Here is an 18,227-nt window from a genome sequence, read left to right as displayed (position 1 = left end):
GTATTATCGGCATTGGCTTGACTTACCGCCGTATTTCCTTGATCTTCTGTACTTGACGCTTGGTTTGCAATTGCAGCTTGTGATGTTGCAGTTTGTTGATCAATTTGAGCGGCTTGGTTTGCTTTTGTAGCATCGCTTGCGGCTTGTGAAGCGACTGCTGCGGCACTTGCTGCTGTACTTGCTGCGGCACTGGCTGCTGCTGTTTGATCTGCTACACTTTGAGCAGCGCTTTTAGCCTCTTGCACATACTCTGTAGCTTGTGTTTCATTACCTGCCTTAGCTGCCGATACTGCATTTTCGTTTGCTGTACTTGCTAATGATGCTTCACTTGCGGCTTTACTTGCTGCTACACTCGCATCATTTGTTGCTGATGCTGCTGTTGAATTAGCGCTTGATGCTTTTTGTACATCTTGTGCGGCTGTACTTGAAGCTTGATTTGCATCTGCTGCTGCACTCGATGCGGCACTTGCGGCACTTGCGATTACTTGATCATTTGGATACTTAGTACTCAAGCTACTTGCTGTACTTTGCGCATTATTAGCGGTTGTTGCTGCTTGGCCTGCACTTGTTGCTGCATTTGTTGCTGTTTGATTGCTATCTTTTGCTTGGCTAGCACTATTTGTTGCATCTTTTGCATAACTTTGAGCTTTTGTATTATTATCATTAGCGTTTTCATAACCTGATGATCGTTCCTCAAAGTAAGCACTACCACCTATGTCAAATGCTTTTTTATAACTATCACTACCATAGCCATAAACTAAGGATTTCGTAGAGTCTCCTTTGCTATCATAACCATCTTTCGCGCCATCATATCCAGTTTTGTAATCACTATTAGGGGTGTTATACCTAGAATCAGTACTTGGATCATATGCTGGCTTATCATCTTTATGATTTAAAAAAGCAGCGACTCCATCATCATAAGAACTTGTAGCTCTTTTAGCAATTACGTCATTGATTTTATCCTGACTCAAATCAATCTGGTTTAAATGGTTACTTATAACATAGTGTCCCTGAACTTGATAATTATTAATTTGGGTAAGATCAAATTCTTTAGGTAAACTAATTTGATATTGAATAGTACCATCCGTTTGACTATTATTCTTAAGAGCTACTGTATATACATTTGGTTTATTGGCAGAATCGACATCCTTACTATCTTCAGTATTAGGATATGTATTGCCAGGTAATGGATTCCCATTTTTATCTAACATTCGAAGGTAAATAGAATTTTGAGAATTGTTAAAATTAGGTGATGAATTAATAGTCTGTAAGTTACCTGTTAGAACATAATTTCCATTACTATCCAATTTAACATCATTACTATTAGGTACAAAACCAAAATCTGGTATAGCTCTCAACTCTAAACGTTTAGTTTTAGAGTCGTCTGCAGCTAAGGAATAGTTAAATACGTTTGAATCGTATCCATTCATACCATTACCTGTGACAGTACCACCTCCCATAGGGATGTTTAAATCATAGTAAGGTAAATATTTATCACTATGGTTAACACTAACATTTTTAGCAATCATGGTACCAGATCCGAACAACGCACTACCCGATCCTGTATTTTGTCCTAAATCAAAATTAATACCTGAAGTACCAGGATTTGAAACATTAAATGCATTACCGTTAACCAAGTGCATATTACCGCTACCATCAGCAATAGAAATATTCATATTCCCATTTGTGATATTTACAGCAGAACCCGCATAAAGTAACAAATTACTGCTGTCTCCTAAGTTCTTACCCGTAATATCAAAGGTACCATTAACATTCACAGTACCACCATTAAGATAAACACCACCGGATGTCATATTAGTTGGCATTTTCCCATCGTAATCTACAGAGATTGTACCTCCTTGATCAATATTCAAAGTCCCACCAGTCATATAAATGGCATTGGCAGTCCTATCCGTATATCCATGTTGAGCCATATAATCGTTTTTTTGAAGTGTAATATTCACACTAGCGTTTTTTCTAACATAAACATTATTTGTACCATGTAAGTACATACCTTGAGCAACTCCGCCAGATGGAGCATTCCCAGCCCCATAAGATCCGTCACCCTTCGGCTTTAAATCAACTATAGCACCTTCATCAACGATAATATCCCCTGATCCAGAGGCTTCAATCACTGTACCATTGTAAGAGCTACCGGTATAATGACTTCCTTTAGTGAACAAAACTGAAGAAACTTCCATGTTTTGTTCTTCACTACCACCATTTATATCTCCACCTAATATAGGGCCACCTTCTGATGCGACAAAGTCCGGCACATATCTGGTAGCACCAGTTGTGGCTTCTGGGGGTAAATCAATCCCTATTTGGGTAGGATTATAATTCTGTCCACCATTTACCGTAACATTGTTTTTTATTGTAACATTGGCCCCTGTCGCATTCACTAACTGTGGACCAGTGTATGTAATATTATCGTAGGATATATTACCACCAGACTCTTTTTTCATAGGTCCATAATAATCTCCACCATACATCGTAATATTTTTAATGTTAATGTCACCTGGAATAGAACGATTAGAGAAAACGTAAGAAGCATAGTCTACTGTATGATCCAATCCATCATAAGTAACAGGTGTGTCTGTGGTATAGTAAACAATTCTTTCAGCTGCATTTGAATAAAGCTTGGACTGTGCATTAGTTGCGTTTCCATATACTGAAGTGGCAACACCATTACCATCATAACCTGTGGCTCCATTAACTCCTTGAGTATCCCACATACTAATATTGTTTAGTATTTTAACTCCTGTTAGTCCTGAATTATTATCAAGGTAACTTTGATATAGTTGAAAAGATGTTGATACTAGCTTTGTTTTGTTAGTGTCATAGTAAGATTTACCTTGACTATATGCATTACTATATAAAACATCTGTTAGCGTATTAGAATTAGGGTTTAAGCTATTCCAACCTTTTACATTTATGCTTGGATTAGGAGAAGTATAGTTGGTTCCATCACTATATCCTTGATAGGCTGACTTGTAACCAGCAATATAGTCAGCACTTTTACCTTGACTATTTTTTATCATCTGATTTTCTTTTAATGCTTGGATATCCGCAAGACCATCATTGTATCCCTTAACTCTTGGATTAGCTTGATAACCAACATCATATCCTTTTAGATAAGAGGAATCTGTACTATTTTTTGTGGTTGTAGTTGCAGTCATACCATCTTGATACCCATTAAACACTTGATTATAGCTATTAATATAATCTGCAGCATAGGTGCTATCAGGTTGTTGACTAGCTAGCTTACTTGTAGTTGCACCCAAATTAATATCTGATAAAGCATCCGCAGTCCCTTCATCAGATGTTTGTTTTTGAGAAGCATTGCTGTCATTAGTTTGCTCAACTGCACTTGCTTTATTAACGTTATCTCTTGAAGAGTCAACTTGGGGACTTGTCGTGTTAGTGTTTTGTGAAACTGGTTGTGTATTCGTGGTGCCAGTTCCCGACACTTTTGTCTGAGGCAAAGTGACTGCAGTACTGGTGTTTTGAGTATCTGCAAAAACAGTGTGCATCCCGACACCGCCTAAATTGGCTGAACCACCTAGCAACGCCAAAGTAGTTAAGGATACAACCACCCATTGTTTCTTGTGTTTTCTCATCACTTTCTTTTCGTTTGTCTTTTGATATTGTTTTTTGTTATACATGAAAACGTCTCCTTGTGATTTGTTACCTACTAAAAATATAATTATTGAGGCGATTATATTCCCGCTCATTTAATAAGTAAACTATTTACCCTTGAAATCACACACTACGCAATTTATCTTCAAAAATCACTTTTAACCTGTAAAAGGCAGATTTATGACTTCCTCTTTCTTTTAATTACCTGTAAAATAAATAGTGCTATTGACCTTTTACAAATTCAAAACAGGAAAGGAATTATTAATGAAGACGAATCATTTATCTTTGAAAAATACAATATATATTGGACTATTACTCTTTGGTGTTTTCTTTGGTGCGGGAAATGTTATTTTTCCTATCTCACTTGGTCAACAATCTGGGAATCTACTTCCCTTATCTACTGCTGGTTTTTTAGTTACTTCAGTTGGATTTTCTTTACTGGGTGTTTTAAGTGTTAATTTTATTAAGGAAAACAGTGTTTTTGAAATTGCAAATAAAGTTAGTAAACCTTATGCTTATGTTTTTACAATTCTTATTTTCTTGATTTTAGGCCCACTGTTTATTACGCCTAGACTAGCCACTACTTCATTTGATGTTGGGATTCAACCTTTAATTAGTGCTGGTTCCGAAAAATGGGTTTTGGCTATTTTTTCTATTCTATTTTTCACATTAACTTTTGTGTTAACTTTAAAACCTGCAAAATTAATGACTTATGTTGGTAAATACCTAACACCCTTGTTCTTAATTCTAATGGGAATTTTAATTTTATTTGCTTTTATGAATCCAATGGGAGACCTCAATCATACAGCACAGCCTGCTTATCAAAGCCATACTTTCTTCACTGGTTTCTTGCAAGGTTATAATACTATGGATGCTTTAGGTGCTCAGTTGATGGCTTTCATTGTGATCGATGCTATCAAAGAATTAGGTATAACTGATTCAAAACAAATCGCCAAAGAGCTGACGAAATCCAGTGTGATTTTTATTATTTTGATGAGTGTTATCTATATCCTGCTGGCTTTAATGGGCGGTTTAAGTTTGGGCCAACTAGCACCAGCTTCAAATGGTGGCATTGCCTTAGCACAAATTGCCACTCACTATTTCGGTAAGCTTGGGAATGTCTTACTAGCTGCTATTATTATCGTTGCTTGTTTAAAAACAGCGATTGGATTAATTACTGCTTTTGGAGAAACAATGAACAACTTATTTCCTAAAGTTTCTTATCGTACATTTGTCATCATCGCCTGCATTGCTCCAGCACTATTTGCAAATATTGGATTAACAAATATTATTTCTTATTCTGTTCCTGTTTTAATGTTTATGTTTCCATTGGCTCTCGTCTTAATCATTGTTGCTTTATTAACGCCGTTAGTTGGTGATCATAATATCTTATACCAAACAACAACTTTATTTGTTTTGATTCCCGCAATTATGGATGGACTCAACAACCTACCACAGTTTTTGGCAAATGAGACAATAACAAGAATCATTGAATCCTATCATGCACTCATTCCTTTTAGTTCAATTGGACTGGGGTGGGTAATACCTGCTGTTGTTGGTTACATTATTGGGATGATTTTACTTAAATTAAACCCAACAAAAAAAAGCAAAGCTTAATGCTTTGCTTTTTTATTTAGTATTTATCAAATATGATAAAATGAGTTAAACGATTATCAGAAATGAGGTCTGATTATGGATCAACTATTGAAAGAAATCGGTGACTTTTTTAACCAAAATCCAAAAGGCTTTTTTGCATTTGTGGTTTTTATCTTCGGTATTATTTTATTTGGATTTGGTAAAAAAGCGCCTATTTTACGCTTGTTGTTAGGCGATAAAAGTGTCTTCTTCCAACTTTTTTGGGGAGCTATCATATCCCTAATTGGAATTGCCCTAGTCTATTTATTTAGATAAGAAAAGAGGTTTAAACTTGTTTATTTTTTGCATATTTTTAATCGATTTAATCATTATGACATCATTTTTATACAGCTACAAACAAAATAAAAGTCGACTACGAAATGGTTTGCTACTTAACTTAGCTATTTTAACAACGGGAATACTATTTGGTTCCATTGTTTTAACAATCAACTATCAGCCTTTGACTATAACAAGCTTCATAATAGCTGGATTATTAATGGTTGTTGTTATTTTCTTTTCAATATTTTATGGTGTCTTCTTAATCTGGAACGGTATTATCGTTTGGCAAAAAGAATCTCATTCACTAGCTAACACATTGACACTTATTTTAGGAATAATGAGTATCCTTTATCCATTTGTTTTTGGATTGATACATTGGTTATTACCTGAAAAAATATTCATCTTTTTTGACAATATACTAAGTATTATTTTAGGTTACATTATCCTTTGTTTGTTTAGCTTTTTAAGCTCACTATTACTCTTCTACTTTTACAGGCCAAAAAAAGACAAAGACTTTATTATTGTTTTAGGTTCTGGCTTAATTAATGGCAATCAAGTTCCACCTTTACTCGCTTCAAGAATTAATCGTGGTATTTGGTTTTATCAAAAACAAATTAAAAAAGGAAAAACAGCACCCTATATTGTTTGTACAGGTGGACAAGGATCTGACGAAAGCATATCAGAAGGTGAAGCCATGCGTCACTATGCTATTACACACGGTGTTGATGCTAAACATGTTATTGCTGAAACTAAGGCCAAAAATACAATTGAAAACATGACCTTTTCAAAAAAAATCGTAGATCAATTAGGACTAGATGTTCACAATGGCATCTTTGTCACGAGCTATTATCATCTTTATCGTGGTGCACAATATGCACGAGATGCTGGAATGGCCATTAACGGTCTTGGTGCTAAAACCAAATTTTTCTTTGTTCCAAATGCGATTATCAGAGAGTACATTGCCGTCTTGCTCGCACACCGAAATTTTCATGCCATAATCGTAACAGGATTAGTATTATTTGCAATTATTAAGTCACTGTCTCAAATACTATAATAAAAAAAGCTCTGAGAAGAAATACTCAGAGCTTTTTTATTATTAATCTTTTTTACCGCGGAATTCATCCACTTTTTTGCCAGCTTCGTTTAAACCGTCGCTCACTTTCTTGTGAACATCATCAGTTGCTTTTTTAGCTTTATCAACAGCGTCACTGTTTTTTACTGAATCAATGCCCTTTGATACTTTGTCTTTCATTTCGTCAAAATTAAATGCCATAATGTATTCCTCCTCATTAATTTAATTCTATTATAGCGCTAGAATACAAATTTGTTAACTAATTTATACTAAAATTTCTAAAATAATTGACTGTTTATATTAAAATGATATGATAAAAATAATAAAAACATATTAAAAGGAGATCCGCTATGCCATCACTGATTAATCGCTTAAACAAAAATTTATCTGTTTTAAAACCCAATTCAATCCTGGAATTCAACGCCGAAATTTCACAAATTGACGATATTGTTCACCTTACAATTGGTGAGCCTGATTTCAATACACCCAATCACGTTAAACAAGCCGCTATCAGAAGTATTGAAAATAATGAAAGCCACTATACTAATCCTCGTGGTACGATTGAACTTCGAACAGCCGCAAGTCAATTTTTAAAAGCTAAGTATGGCTTAAACTACAATCCAGAAGATCAATTAATTATTACAGCCGGTGTAACTGAAGCCATTTATGCAACATTATCTACTATTTTGAATCCAGGTGATAAAATTATCTTACCCACACCTATCTTCCCTCTATACATCCCTATTATGGAATTTTTAGGTGCTTCACCAATCTATATTGATACTTCAAAAACAGATTTCAAATTATCAAAAGAAAAATTGAAAGAAGCACTTGATGAAAATGGCGAATCAGTTAAAGCAGTTGTCTTAAACTTTCCAAACAATCCAACTGGTGTGACTTATACTCAAACAGAACTAGAAGATTTAGCAACGGTTATTTCTAAAAATGATATTTTTTGCATTAGTGACGAGATTTATAGCGAACTCTCTTATCAACATGATCACGTTTCAATGGGGACTATTTTACCTGAACAAACACTTGTGTTTAATGGCGTATCAAAATCACATGCAATGACTGGATGGCGTATTGGTGTGATTGGCGGACCTGCAACTATTATTAATGAAGTTAATAAAGTCCATCAATTCTTAATCACATCGGCTACAACCAACGCTCAAGCAGCTGCAACTGAAGCATTCAAGAATGGGCTTGAAGATGGCCCTCAGATGCGAGAAGCGTATGCAAAACGTGTCGCTATTTTAGAAGAGGGACTTGGTCAACTAGGGTTTGATTATGTTAAACCAGACGGTGCTTTTTACTTATTTGCTAAAATTCCTGAACAATTTACGCAAGACAGTTTTGAATTTTGCCGTCAACTCGCTCATGGGGCAAAAGTTGCTGTCATTCCAGGTTCTTGTTTTGGTCCAGGTGGTGAAGGCTATGTTCGTATTAGCTTTGCTGCTAGTGAGGAAAATATCAAAACTGCATTAAACCGTATTAAATCATTTTTAAACTAGGTAAAATAAAAACGATGCCTTACCCAACTATTTCACCCCAGAAAAGGAGCTTTATTTTGAATAAAAACTGGCTTGAAACACTTAAAAAAATCACAATGGATACCTTAAATGGTGTCTCTATCGGTGTTATCGTTGCTTTGGTTCCAGGTGCTTTACTTAATAATATTATGAAAACTTTGTTACCTCATTTTGAATTTGCACAGACCCTCTTAAACTTTACTGCCATTTCAGCAGTACTGCTTCCCGTTGTTAGTGCACTTTGTGTAGGATTAATCGGGAAATTAGCACCCATTCAAAGTGCCTCAATGGTACTAGCAACAGCTATTAGTGCCGGAAATATTAAGATGACACCAAATGGTCTCATTATTGCAGGATCTGGTGACGTTATTAATGTCGGTCTTACTATTTTAATTAGCTATATCTTAATTTTGATTTTAGGTAATCATCTGAAATCATACACAATTCTACTTCTACCTTCTATTATATTACTTATTGGTGGTGGAATTGGTCAGCTTACACTAAAACCCGTTGGTCAAATAACTCGATTAATTGGTGATTTCATTACACAAGTAACGCATTTACAACCTCTATTAATGGGTGTATTACTTGGAATATCATTTGCTCTAATTATTATTTCGCCAGTATCTTCAGTTGGAATTGCCTCTGCTGTCGGTTTACAAGGTATTGCTTCAGGTTCGGCCAATCTTGGAATAGTTGCCGCATCCTATGCACTGGCGGTCTATGGCTTCAAAGTTAACTCCTTGGGTGCATCCCTCGCTCATATTATTGGCTCTCCTAAAATTCAAATGGCTAATATCTTGAAAAAACCAAAAGTTATGTTGCCAATCGCGATTAACTCTGGTGTTTTAGGTGGTTTAGGTGCTTTACTGAATATCAATGGCACTCCGATGAGTGCTGGATTTGGTCTTTCTGGATTAATTGGCCCAATTGCCGCACTTGAAAAAGGTTCACCTATTATAATATTAATTGTTATTTTTATCATCATACCATTCGTAATGGCCCTAATTAGTCATTATGTATTCATCTTAAAATGGCATTTTATGGATATTCAAGACTTTACTCTTAATTATGACTAAATAAAAAAGGAAACTCATGAATGAGTTTCCTTTTTTATTATTCACCAAATTCGCCATATTTCTGAACAATATTCAAGAATCTTTCGATTGTCTGTAATTCATCTTCTGTTAATGAACTAAAATCTTGCTTAGCTTCTTTATAAGCCGATTCATGAAACGCTACATTAGCTTTTGCTAGATGTTCACCTTTAGAAGTTAATTTAACATACACATTACGGTAATTTTCTAGCCCTCGAAATCTTTCAAGGTACCCCAATTCATTTAACTTCTTGATACGTCTAGAAACACCGCCTTGCGTGATTGACATCTGATTAACAACGTCTGAAATCATAACTTCTTTCCCCAATATCAAAGTTAAAATTTCTAAATCATGGTGTGTTAACTGTGCTCTAACTTCTTCAGCATAAAGCGAACCATAATTCTTTTCGAAAAAATCTAGTTTTTCAGATATTGAACTCTTTTGTAACTTTTCAATAACCTGAAAAGCAATATGATCACGACTAATTTGAACCAAACTAATGTCCCCCTTAATTACAACTTATACTAAAGTTATGATAATTATCAAGTATTAATTATATCACAATTTAATAAGTTTTTATTAAAATTAAAACCGACAAAAAAACACCATCTAAACCAAGACAGTGTTTTTAATGACTTACTTTTTTCGTGATGTAGTCTCCGATAAATTGAACGACAAAAACAAATAATAAAACCATCAAAGTTGCAACGATAGTCACATCATTTTGAAAACGTTTATATCCAATATCCAAAGCAAGACTTCCTAGTCCACCTGCGCCAACAGCTCCTGCCATTGCGGTTAAGTTGACTAGACTAATAATAGTAAGTGTACTTGCTCGAATCAAGTCAGGTAATCCTTCTTTTAAATATACGCTGCAAACAATCCCAAAGTTAGATTCCCCCATTGACTGAGCCGCTTCAATAACACCTTTATCAACCTGTACTAAAGCGTTTTGAACCTGTCTAGCATAAAAAGGAAACGTTCCAATTACAAGTGGAACAAGTGCTCCTTGTGGACCTATTGTAGTGCCGACTATTATTTTAGTCAAGGGACCAATTAACGCTAGCAAAATGATAAAAGGAATTGATCTTAACACATTAACAATCTTATCAGTGATATTATAAATTGTTTTATTTTCAGCAATTGCGCCATCTTCTGTGATAACTAAAATCAATCCTACAGCCAAGCCAATCACACCTGCTATGATTGCACTAATGATAGTCATGTAGAGTGTTTGAGAAATAGCACCTTCAAATCCATAGTCACCATGCCAGTTATCAAAAACATTAGGTATATATTGTTTTAGAAAATCCATTAGTTATCACCTCCAAAATCAGCTAAATTGAGTTTTTTAATACGAACACCTGATTGTGTTAAAAATTCAAGTGATTCAGACACCTTTATAGCATCCCCACTTAAAATCACAATTAAACTTCCTATTGGTGTCCCTTGTAAGATTTCAACATTACCATATAAGATATTGGCACTTACGCCAAATTTTTGATATAGACTAACAATAATTGGTTCGTCAGTTGTATCACCTGAATAAGAAAGTTGAACTAGTTGCTCACCTGGTTTGAGGTGTTTTAAATTATCTTGCTGAGCAAGCCCTTTTAACGTTGCATCTAGTCTGGTTGTGGTATCAATAAATGACTGGGTCAAGCTAGTTTTTGGGGTGGCAAAAATATCTAACACTGAACCACGTTCAATGACTTTTCCTTGTTCCATAACCGCCACTTTATTACTGATTTGTTTAACCGCTTCCATTTGATGAGTGATTAAAACGACAGTTAAGTTCAACTTTTTGTTTAATTCTTGTAATAAATTCAAAATTGATTCAGTTGTTTTAGGATCTAGTGCACTTGTCGCCTCATCAGAAATTAAGATATCTGGATCATTTGCCAGTGAACGAGCAATCGCTACACGCTGTTTTTGCCCTCCTGATAGTTGTCTAGGATAGGTATCTTTTTTGTCTGCTAATCCAACTAAATCAAGTAGTTCGTTAACTTTATCCTGTTTTTCTTGCTTAGAAAGCGGACTACCTTTTAATGCATAAGCTACATTTTGTGCAATTGTACGTGACATCATTAAGTTGAAGTGTTGAAAAATCATCCCGATTTTTTTACGTGTTTGACGTAATTTTGGTGCATCATATTGGCAAATATCTTCACCATTAATTAAAACTTCACCACCAGTTGGTCGTTGTAGCAAGTTGATTACTCGAACAAGTGTACTTTTACCTGCTCCAGAATACCCCACAATACCAAATATATCGCCACGTTGAATATCTAAGTTGACATTATCAACTGCTAAGACATCGCGTTCTTTATTTTTAAAATTAACACTAATATTCTTTAGCTGAATTAAGGGCTGTGCCATCCTTTACACCTCGTTTAATTTAAAATTTGTAATCCCATGCTGGAATTGTTGACCCTTGGTAGACTTCTTTAATCTTGTCTGCAACTTCTTGTGTTTGATAAGCTGCTACAATTTTTTTGTAAGTTTCGTTATCTTTGTTTTCTGGTTTAGTTGCAATAACATTAATCCAAGGTTTTGATTTTTCTGTAATTGGTTCTCTGAAAATTGCTGAATTTAAATCTAATTTTGCATCTAAAGCAACTGTATTGTTAACAACTGATGCACTCACTTCAGATAATGAACGTGCAGTTTGTGAAGCATCTAAAGGCATTAATTTGATATTTTTAGGATTATCTACAACATCATTAGGTGATGGTAATTTAACATCACTTTTTAATTTTAAAACACCTGCTGATTCTAATAATTGCAAGGCACGAGCTTGATTTGTGACATCATTTGGTAAGGCGATTGTGCCTCCATTTGGTAAATCATTTAAACTTTTGATTTTATCTGAGTAAACACTCAATGGGGCAATTACTGTATTTCCGATTGCTGTTAAGTTTGTCTTACGTGCGTTGTTCCAGTTTTCTAAAAAATAAACATGTTGATAAGCATTCAAGTCAATATCACCACCAGCAAGTGCTTGGTTTGGTTGATCATAATCATTAAATTGAACTAATTTAATATTAATACCTTCTTTTTGAAGGTTGGTTTTAATAACATCCCAAATACGGGTGTCTGAACCCATGATTCCCACTTTAACCTCGTTACCACCGCTACCTGATGAGCATGCTGTAGCTATCAATGCTACCACTACGGTAATTAAACCTAATAAAATTTTTTTAACTGACTTTTTCATAACTAATTCCTCCTAAAAATAAATTCATATAAATAAAAAAACTCGTCTCTAATATTAATTAGAAACGAGTTTATCGTGATTACCATTCTACTTTGAAATAAGCTTACACTTACTTCCTCAACAACGTACGACTAACTATTAAACAATAAGTAAGTGATACGCGTGCACGTTTAATGGGTGCCAATCCATCGTTACTTAAACCATTCAGTAACGCCAATCATGAGCCATTTTCACTTTGTGTGAACTACCTTACTCTCATCAAATGTAAGTTTTCTGTACAGTCTTTAACAAAGTTACTTTCTCAATCAACTTGTTTGATTTATTTTGTTGTTGGCTAAATAATAAGTTATTTTTTCAAAGTTGTCAACACCCTAAAATTAAATTTGATTTTCATATAGTTTTAATTTAACCTTTAAATCATAATACAGTAACTTAAGTAGTGAGGAATTAACATGAAAAAAGAAGAAAAAATCAAGGTGCTGAGCGATTTAATCGAAATCAATACGGTTGATCAAAACGAAAAAAAAATAGCAATGTATATTGCTAAGTTATTTAAGAAATATGGCATTAAATCTGTCATAAACGAACTTGCACCTAACCGTGCAACATTAGTAGCAGAGATTGGGATAAAAAAGTCGAAGAAAATTTTAGGAATTTCAGGACATGCCGATACCGTTGCGGTTGGGGATATTAATAATTGGACATATGATCCTTTTAAACCAACGATTATAGGCGATAAACTGTATGGGCGTGGTTCAAGTGACATGAAAAGTGGTTTAGCAGCTCAAGTTATCTGTTTTATAGAATTAGTCGAAGAAAATAAACTACCAACTGGCACTCTTAGATTTTTGATGACGAATAATGAAGAAAACGGGGCTGCAGGAGCACAAACTTTAACAGCTCATGGTTACAGTAAAGACCTAGACGCACTAGTTATCTCCGAACCTACTGGTGGAAATGTCGTCTACGCACATTGTGGATCGCTGAATTACCGTATCAAAAGTTATGGTAAAACCTGGCACAGCTCAGCACCACAAAATGGGATAAACGCTATTACCAACCTCATCGCGTTTGTCGAACGAGAATCACTAATGTTCAGTCAATTCAAATCAGACCCTATCCTAGGAGATTTAGCACACAGTATCACAAAGTTTGAAGGAGGACATCAAATCAACTCCATTCCAGAGTATGCTGAATTATCGGGTAATATTAGACCAACGAGTACGGCACCTAATCAAGCTATTATTGACATTTTGACTCATACAGTTAAAGAATTGAATCAACAAAATTCGGGTCACTTAGAGCTTGAAATTATCCACGATTTTTATCCGGTAGTCACTGACCCAAGTAATCAATTAATTACGCAACTTACTTCTCTTTCAACAGCAAATTTTAGCAAAAAAGCCGAACTTCAAGTTATTCATGGTGCCACAGATGCCAGTGATTTTGTGAAAGCTAACCCTAAATTACCTGTCGCTATATTTGGTCCTGATGCTTGGGAGAATGCCCACCAGGTTGATGAGTTCACAACAATATCTAGTTATTTAAATACAATTAAAGTTCTCAAACAACTCACTCATGAATTTTTTCAATGAATTTGAATAAAATAGTCACACTTTTTTCACAATTTAAAAGTATAGTGTACTCATAGCCAATAGGTTACCCCCCTTGAGGCTTGTTATAAACAAATATGACCCAACTTTTGTTTTCATTCATTCTTACTCCTCCAAGTAGATTGAACGTTGCGTCGACTTTTTAGTCGACCCAAAGAAAAGCCAGCCTCCCCGGGCTGGCTTTTTTAATATGGGCATTTTTAACTTGACAAAAGTATTAATAAGTTGCACTATTAAGATTAAAGATAAACTTTTATTACCTATCTGTTTGGATTACATAAGCACAATTTATCTCGTACATACAAGAACCAGATACCATTTGTTATGTTTTTTTTAAAATCAACTATAAGTATTGTATTTTATATTACATAATATTAATATTACTTTTAGTCCAAACGTGATGACATTAAAAGCTTATTTATATATTTATTGGAAATATTCGGAGGGAATATATTATGAAAAAATTAGTTGTACTAGGAAGCACATTGTTCGCTTCAGCATTGTTATTAACAGGTTGTTCAAATGGTAACAGCGCAAACAACTCATCATCAAGCGATGCACAAACTTCACAATCATCAAGCTCAGCTGCTGATTCATCACAATCATCATCAAGTGACCAATCAAGCTCACAATCATCAAGCTCAGCTGACTCACAATCATCAAGTTCAGACGTTGCTTCATCAGAATCATCATCTAACTAATTTGATTAAAAAAAGACATACGATTAAATCGTATGTCTTTTTTTATTTTGGTCAATGTTCGAATGTGATAAACTTGACTATATATCATTCAAAATTATATAGATAAAAGGATTATACTGATGCATCGATCTCGCAGACAAGTTAGACGACAACGTCAACAGAACAATCGAAATTTTAAAAAGTGGGGATTTATTTTTTTTAGTATTTTTATTGTCTTAGTTTTACTCGTTATTGCAGCAATAAAAATAGAGTCTTCTCCTTCTGAACCAAAAGCTGATCAATTAATTGAACAAACCTACCCTAACTTAAAAAAAACAATGACAAGTACAAGTGATGAACCTACAACCTACTTTTCCCCCGAAAATGAGGTTATTAAAAACGCCGTAGCAAAAATAATTAGTCAGCATCAAGAAGCTGATACCGTGTATTATCTCACATCAAAAGATAATCGGAATATTTCAGTGAATACGATTTACAGTGTTTCAAAAAATAGCCAGAACTTAACAACCGATTCAAAAATAGTCGCACAATTCAATTCCACAAAAGATAACACTAAAATTTTAAAACTATCAGATTTAATACAAGACGACGAAAAAAGTCAGGCAGCTTTTAGACTAGCCTTAACCAAACATATTTTTGAGTCAAACACCATTACTTCTGAACAGTTCATTAGTTTGAAAGATCAAATACAATCGCTCCCACTAAATATCTCTGACTTTTCTTTGAATCAAAGTCAACTAGAATTGAGACTTCCTAATAATATTGCCTCCATCACAACCATATCTATAGATATTGGAATGATCAATTACTTATTGAACCCTAATTATCAAATTCTTGTTAAACAACCTGTTCAAACTCAAAAAAAAGTTATTGCTTTAACTTTTGATGATGGCCCAAGAGCTGGTTCGACCGACAGTATTCTAAATACCCTAAATCAATTTGATGTTAAAGCAACCTTCTTTATGTTAGGACAAAATGCACAACACTATCCTAGTCTAGTTAACAAAGTGAAAGAAAACGGTCATGCTATTGGCAGTCATAGTTTTAATCATCCTATGTTAACCAAATTAACAACTGATGATCTCAACAAACAGGTTAGTCAGACTGACCAGGCAATTTATGAAGCTGCTCATATTTATCCAACTTTATTTAGGCCGCCTTATGGTGCCAGAAACCAAACTGTCGATCAAGCTATTTTCAAACCATTGATTGAATGGAATATTGATAGCGAAGATTGGAAAAAACCAAGTGTGTCAACACTGCTCAAAACCATTCAACAAAATGTACGCTCAGGTTCTATTCTTTTGATGCATGACATTCACCAAACAACAGCCGATGCATTGCCTACCATTATCAATTATCTTAAAAATGCAGGTTATGAATTCGTAACAATTGACCAGTTATATCAACACAAACTTTATCCAATGACTAACTATTATAGCCAACATGACACACGCTAAAGCATTCAATCTGAATGCTTTTTTTATTAGGCTTAATTAATTCACTTTTACTACTACTTGTGTTAAATTTTAGTTGAAGCTTATTATTATTTTAGCTTAACCTAAGGAGGTATAGTCTTGAAACATCAATGGAAACTAGGTGTCACACTTTTAGTCGGTGTGATTGCCTTAATTTTAGAATTTATTTTTCACTCACCGATTAGTGCTCGAGTTCTAATCACAATTGTCGGTGTTTTAATGGCCATTTCATTAGTTATTGAAATGGTTAAAACAATAAAATCAGGGAAATATGGTGTCGATATTTTAGCGATTATGGCAATTATCGCTACAATGATTGTTGGGGAATATTGGGCTAGTTTGATGATTTTAATTATGTTAACAGGTGGAGATTCACTTGAAGACTATGCAGCTTCACAAGCTGGTAAAGAACTAGAATCTTTACTCAAAAATGCACCACAGTCTGCTCATCTTTTAACTGCTGACTCAAAATTGAAAGAAGTTAGTGCAGATGATTTAAAAGTTGGCGATTTTGTTGTTGTTAAGCCCGGGGAACTAGTCCCTGTAGACGGTATTATTACACAAGGATCTTCAACTTTTGATGAATCTTCTTTAACAGGGGAATCTGCGCCGGTTTCAAAAACACACAATCAAAAATTAATGTCTGGATCAATCAACGGTGATTCTTCTGTGACAATGAAAGTTGAAAAAATCGCCTCAGAATCACAGTATCAAGCAATTGTGCACTTGGTTCAAAGCTCTGAAGCAAAACCCGCAAAATTCGTTAAAATGGCTGACCGTTATGCCGTCCCATTCACCATCATTGCACTAGTTATCGCTGGTGTCGCTTGGGCTGTCAGTAAAGACCCAGTGCGTTTTGCAGAAGTCCTCGTTGTCGCTTCACCTTGTCCCTTAATCCTTGCAGCGCCCGTTTCATTAGTTGCGGGTATGAGTCGTATGAGCCGTAATCATATCGTGGTTAAAAGCGGAACCGCTATTGAAAAGATTGCATTAACTAAAACCATTGCTTTTGATAAAACGGGAACGTTGACTAAAAATCAACTAAAGCTTAACGATGTACAGTTGTATGCAGATATTAGTAAAGAGGAGTTTTTAAAATTAGCTGCTAGTGTTGAGCAGAACTCATCTCATATTTTAGCGCGTTCTTTACTCAAAGAAGTCAGTCATGATACCCTTTATCCCGTTTCTGACCTCAAAGAAATTACAGGTAATGGTGTTGTTGCGACTGTTAATAACCAAGAAGTTAAGGTTGGGAAACTGGACTTTGTCTCACTCAATCATCCAAAATTATCGTTAACAGAAACTGCCATCCATGTTTCTATTAACGGAGAGTATGTAGGTTATCTCACATTTTCAGATCAAATCAGACCTGAAGCTAAGCAAACGATTGCTGATTTGAAAGAATTAGGTGTTGAAAATATCATGATGCTAACTGGTGATGATAGTTTAGTCGCCAATAAAGTAGCTAAAGAGTTAGGTATTGAACAAGTTAAAGCCGAATGTCTTCCGGTTGATAAAATCAATTATTTAAAGGCAGTTAAAGCAGATCATCGTCCTGTCATGATGGTCGGAGATGGTGTTAATGACGCCCCATCTCTTTCTGCTTCCGATATTGGCATAGCAATGGGAGCAACCGGTGCAACAGCAGCTAGTGAAAGTGCCGATGCAGTAATTTTAGTTGACGATTTAGCTCATGTTAGTCGTGCTGTCAAAATCGCTCGCCGGACAATGCATGTTGCTAAAACTGACGTTATCACAGGTATTGTCATTTTAATTATGCTCATGCTAGTCGCTTCATTTGGCCTAATTCCAGCACTGTTTGGTGCTATTTTACAAGAAGTCGTTGATACCATCACAATCGTCTTAGGCCTACTTGCAAAACTCCCTCCACGTGGCGAAAAATATTGAGAGTCTACTAAAAATTTAGTATAATAGAAATAAATAATCGTATTTTGGTTGGAGT

At 34.9% G+C, this 18,227-nt stretch carries 14 protein-coding genes and 1 pseudogene; 9 read left to right on the top strand and 6 right to left on the bottom strand.

Translation table 11 applies throughout. The annotated features are described in order from the left end of the window. Positions 1-3,665, bottom strand: a pseudogene (locus FC86_RS03640) (KxYKxGKxW signal peptide domain-containing protein); the annotation flags it as partial. Between the two features lie 238 nt (positions 3,666-3,903). Between FC86_RS03640 and brnQ the strand changes: the two are divergent. The 3 genes from brnQ (at position 3,904) to FC86_RS03625 (ending at position 6,607) form a co-directional block, all read left to right on the top strand. Further along, on the top strand, positions 3,904-5,256 hold the full coding sequence (gene brnQ, locus FC86_RS03635) for a branched-chain amino acid transport system II carrier protein (protein ID WP_056974717.1): 1,353 nt from the start codon (positions 3,904-3,906) through the stop codon (positions 5,254-5,256). Between the two features lie 75 nt (positions 5,257-5,331). Then, positions 5,332-5,550, top strand: a complete 219-nt coding sequence (locus FC86_RS03630) for a hypothetical protein (RefSeq protein ID WP_056974716.1) — start codon at positions 5,332-5,334, stop codon at positions 5,548-5,550. A 55-nt stretch (positions 5,551-5,605) separates the two neighbouring features. Continuing rightward, positions 5,606-6,607: a YdcF family protein gene (locus tag FC86_RS03625; protein ID WP_156403338.1), complete on the top strand. Its 1,002-nt coding sequence runs from the start codon at positions 5,606-5,608 to the stop codon at positions 6,605-6,607. Positions 6,608-6,649: 42 nt separating this feature from the next. Here the strand turns inward: FC86_RS03625 and FC86_RS06545 are convergent, their stop codons facing one another. Then, a complete protein-coding gene (locus tag FC86_RS06545) occupies positions 6,650-6,826 on the bottom strand; it encodes a hypothetical protein (protein ID WP_156403337.1) in 177 nt (58 codons plus the stop codon). A gap of 149 nt (positions 6,827-6,975) precedes the next feature. Here FC86_RS06545 and FC86_RS03620 point away from each other — a divergent pair, with 149 nt between their 5' ends. Then, on the top strand, positions 6,976-8,139 hold the full coding sequence (locus FC86_RS03620) for an aminotransferase class I/II-fold pyridoxal phosphate-dependent enzyme (protein ID WP_056974714.1): 1,164 nt from the start codon (positions 6,976-6,978) through the stop codon (positions 8,137-8,139). A 95-nt stretch (positions 8,140-8,234) separates the two neighbouring features. Beyond that, the gene (locus tag FC86_RS03615) at positions 8,235-9,236 is read left to right on the top strand and encodes a PTS sugar transporter subunit IIC (protein ID WP_056974718.1); all 1,002 of its coding nucleotides are present in this window, start codon (positions 8,235-8,237) and stop codon (positions 9,234-9,236) included. A 37-nt stretch (positions 9,237-9,273) separates the two neighbouring features. Here the strand turns inward: FC86_RS03615 and FC86_RS03610 are convergent, their stop codons facing one another. The 4 genes from FC86_RS03610 to FC86_RS03595 form a co-directional block, all read right to left on the bottom strand. Next, complete coding sequence (locus tag FC86_RS03610) at positions 9,274-9,750, bottom strand: MarR family winged helix-turn-helix transcriptional regulator (protein WP_056974713.1); 477 nt, start codon at positions 9,748-9,750, stop codon at positions 9,274-9,276. A gap of 133 nt (positions 9,751-9,883) precedes the next feature. Next, complete coding sequence (locus tag FC86_RS03605) at positions 9,884-10,570, bottom strand: methionine ABC transporter permease (RefSeq protein WP_056974712.1); 687 nt, start codon at positions 10,568-10,570, stop codon at positions 9,884-9,886. After that, positions 10,570-11,634, bottom strand: coding sequence for a methionine ABC transporter ATP-binding protein (locus tag FC86_RS03600; RefSeq protein WP_056974711.1), 1,065 nt, complete (start codon positions 11,632-11,634; stop codon positions 10,570-10,572). The genes FC86_RS03605 and FC86_RS03600 overlap by 1 nt, the downstream gene beginning before the upstream one ends. A 19-nt stretch (positions 11,635-11,653) precedes the next feature. Continuing rightward, positions 11,654-12,472, bottom strand: a complete 819-nt coding sequence (locus FC86_RS03595; RefSeq protein ID WP_056974710.1) for a MetQ/NlpA family ABC transporter substrate-binding protein — start codon at positions 12,470-12,472, stop codon at positions 11,654-11,656. A gap of 452 nt (positions 12,473-12,924) precedes the next feature. Here FC86_RS03595 and FC86_RS03590 point away from each other — a divergent pair, with 452 nt between their 5' ends. The 4 genes from FC86_RS03590 (at position 12,925) to FC86_RS03575 (ending at position 18,172) form a co-directional block, all read left to right on the top strand. Beyond that, entirely contained in the window at positions 12,925-14,067 is a 1,143-nt protein-coding gene (locus tag FC86_RS03590; RefSeq protein WP_056974709.1) for an ArgE/DapE family deacylase, read from the top strand. A gap of 473 nt (positions 14,068-14,540) precedes the next feature. Beyond that, positions 14,541-14,786, top strand: coding sequence for a hypothetical protein (locus tag FC86_RS03585; RefSeq protein WP_056974708.1), 246 nt, complete (start codon positions 14,541-14,543; stop codon positions 14,784-14,786). A 119-nt stretch (positions 14,787-14,905) separates the two neighbouring features. Then, complete coding sequence (locus tag FC86_RS03580; RefSeq protein ID WP_056974707.1) at positions 14,906-16,246, top strand: polysaccharide deacetylase family protein; 1,341 nt, start codon at positions 14,906-14,908, stop codon at positions 16,244-16,246. A gap of 117 nt (positions 16,247-16,363) precedes the next feature. Then, on the top strand, positions 16,364-18,172 hold the full coding sequence (locus FC86_RS03575) for a heavy metal translocating P-type ATPase (protein ID WP_056974706.1): 1,809 nt from the start codon (positions 16,364-16,366) through the stop codon (positions 18,170-18,172). Positions 18,173-18,227: the final 55 nt, after the last annotated feature.

This window comes from Holzapfeliella floricola DSM 23037 = JCM 16512 (assembly GCF_001436605.1).
Classification (GTDB): Bacteria; Bacillota; Bacilli; order Lactobacillales; family Lactobacillaceae; genus Holzapfeliella; species Holzapfeliella floricola.
The sequence above is the reverse complement of the archived record's forward strand: the minus strand, read 5'-3'. Positions and strand labels throughout refer to the sequence as shown.

Bases quoted from the DNA above. Each gene is read 5' to 3' on its own strand.
- FC86_RS03585 (WP_056974708.1), top strand. From the start codon at position 14,541: ATGAAAAAATTAGTTGTACTAGGAAGCACATTGTTCGCTTCAGCATTG.
- FC86_RS06545 (WP_156403337.1), bottom strand. From the start codon at position 6,826: ATGGCATTTAATTTTGACGAAATGAAAGACAAAGTATCAAAGGGCATT.
- FC86_RS03620 (WP_056974714.1), top strand. From the start codon at position 6,976: ATGCCATCACTGATTAATCGCTTAAACAAAAATTTATCTGTTTTAAAA.
- FC86_RS03615 (WP_056974718.1), top strand. From the start codon at position 8,235: ATGGATACCTTAAATGGTGTCTCTATCGGTGTTATCGTTGCTTTGGTT.
- FC86_RS03595 (WP_056974710.1), bottom strand. From the start codon at position 12,472: ATGAAAAAGTCAGTTAAAAAAATTTTATTAGGTTTAATTACCGTAGTG.
- FC86_RS03625 (WP_156403338.1), top strand. From the start codon at position 5,606: ATGACATCATTTTTATACAGCTACAAACAAAATAAAAGTCGACTACGA.
- brnQ (WP_056974717.1), top strand. From the start codon at position 3,904: ATGAAGACGAATCATTTATCTTTGAAAAATACAATATATATTGGACTA.
- FC86_RS03600 (WP_056974711.1), bottom strand. From the start codon at position 11,634: ATGGCACAGCCCTTAATTCAGCTAAAGAATATTAGTGTTAATTTTAAA.
- FC86_RS03590 (WP_056974709.1), top strand. From the start codon at position 12,925: ATGAAAAAAGAAGAAAAAATCAAGGTGCTGAGCGATTTAATCGAAATC.
- FC86_RS03630 (WP_056974716.1), top strand. From the start codon at position 5,332: ATGGATCAACTATTGAAAGAAATCGGTGACTTTTTTAACCAAAATCCA.
- FC86_RS03580 (WP_056974707.1), top strand. From the start codon at position 14,906: ATGCATCGATCTCGCAGACAAGTTAGACGACAACGTCAACAGAACAAT.
- FC86_RS03605 (WP_056974712.1), bottom strand. From the start codon at position 10,570: ATGGATTTTCTAAAACAATATATACCTAATGTTTTTGATAACTGGCAT.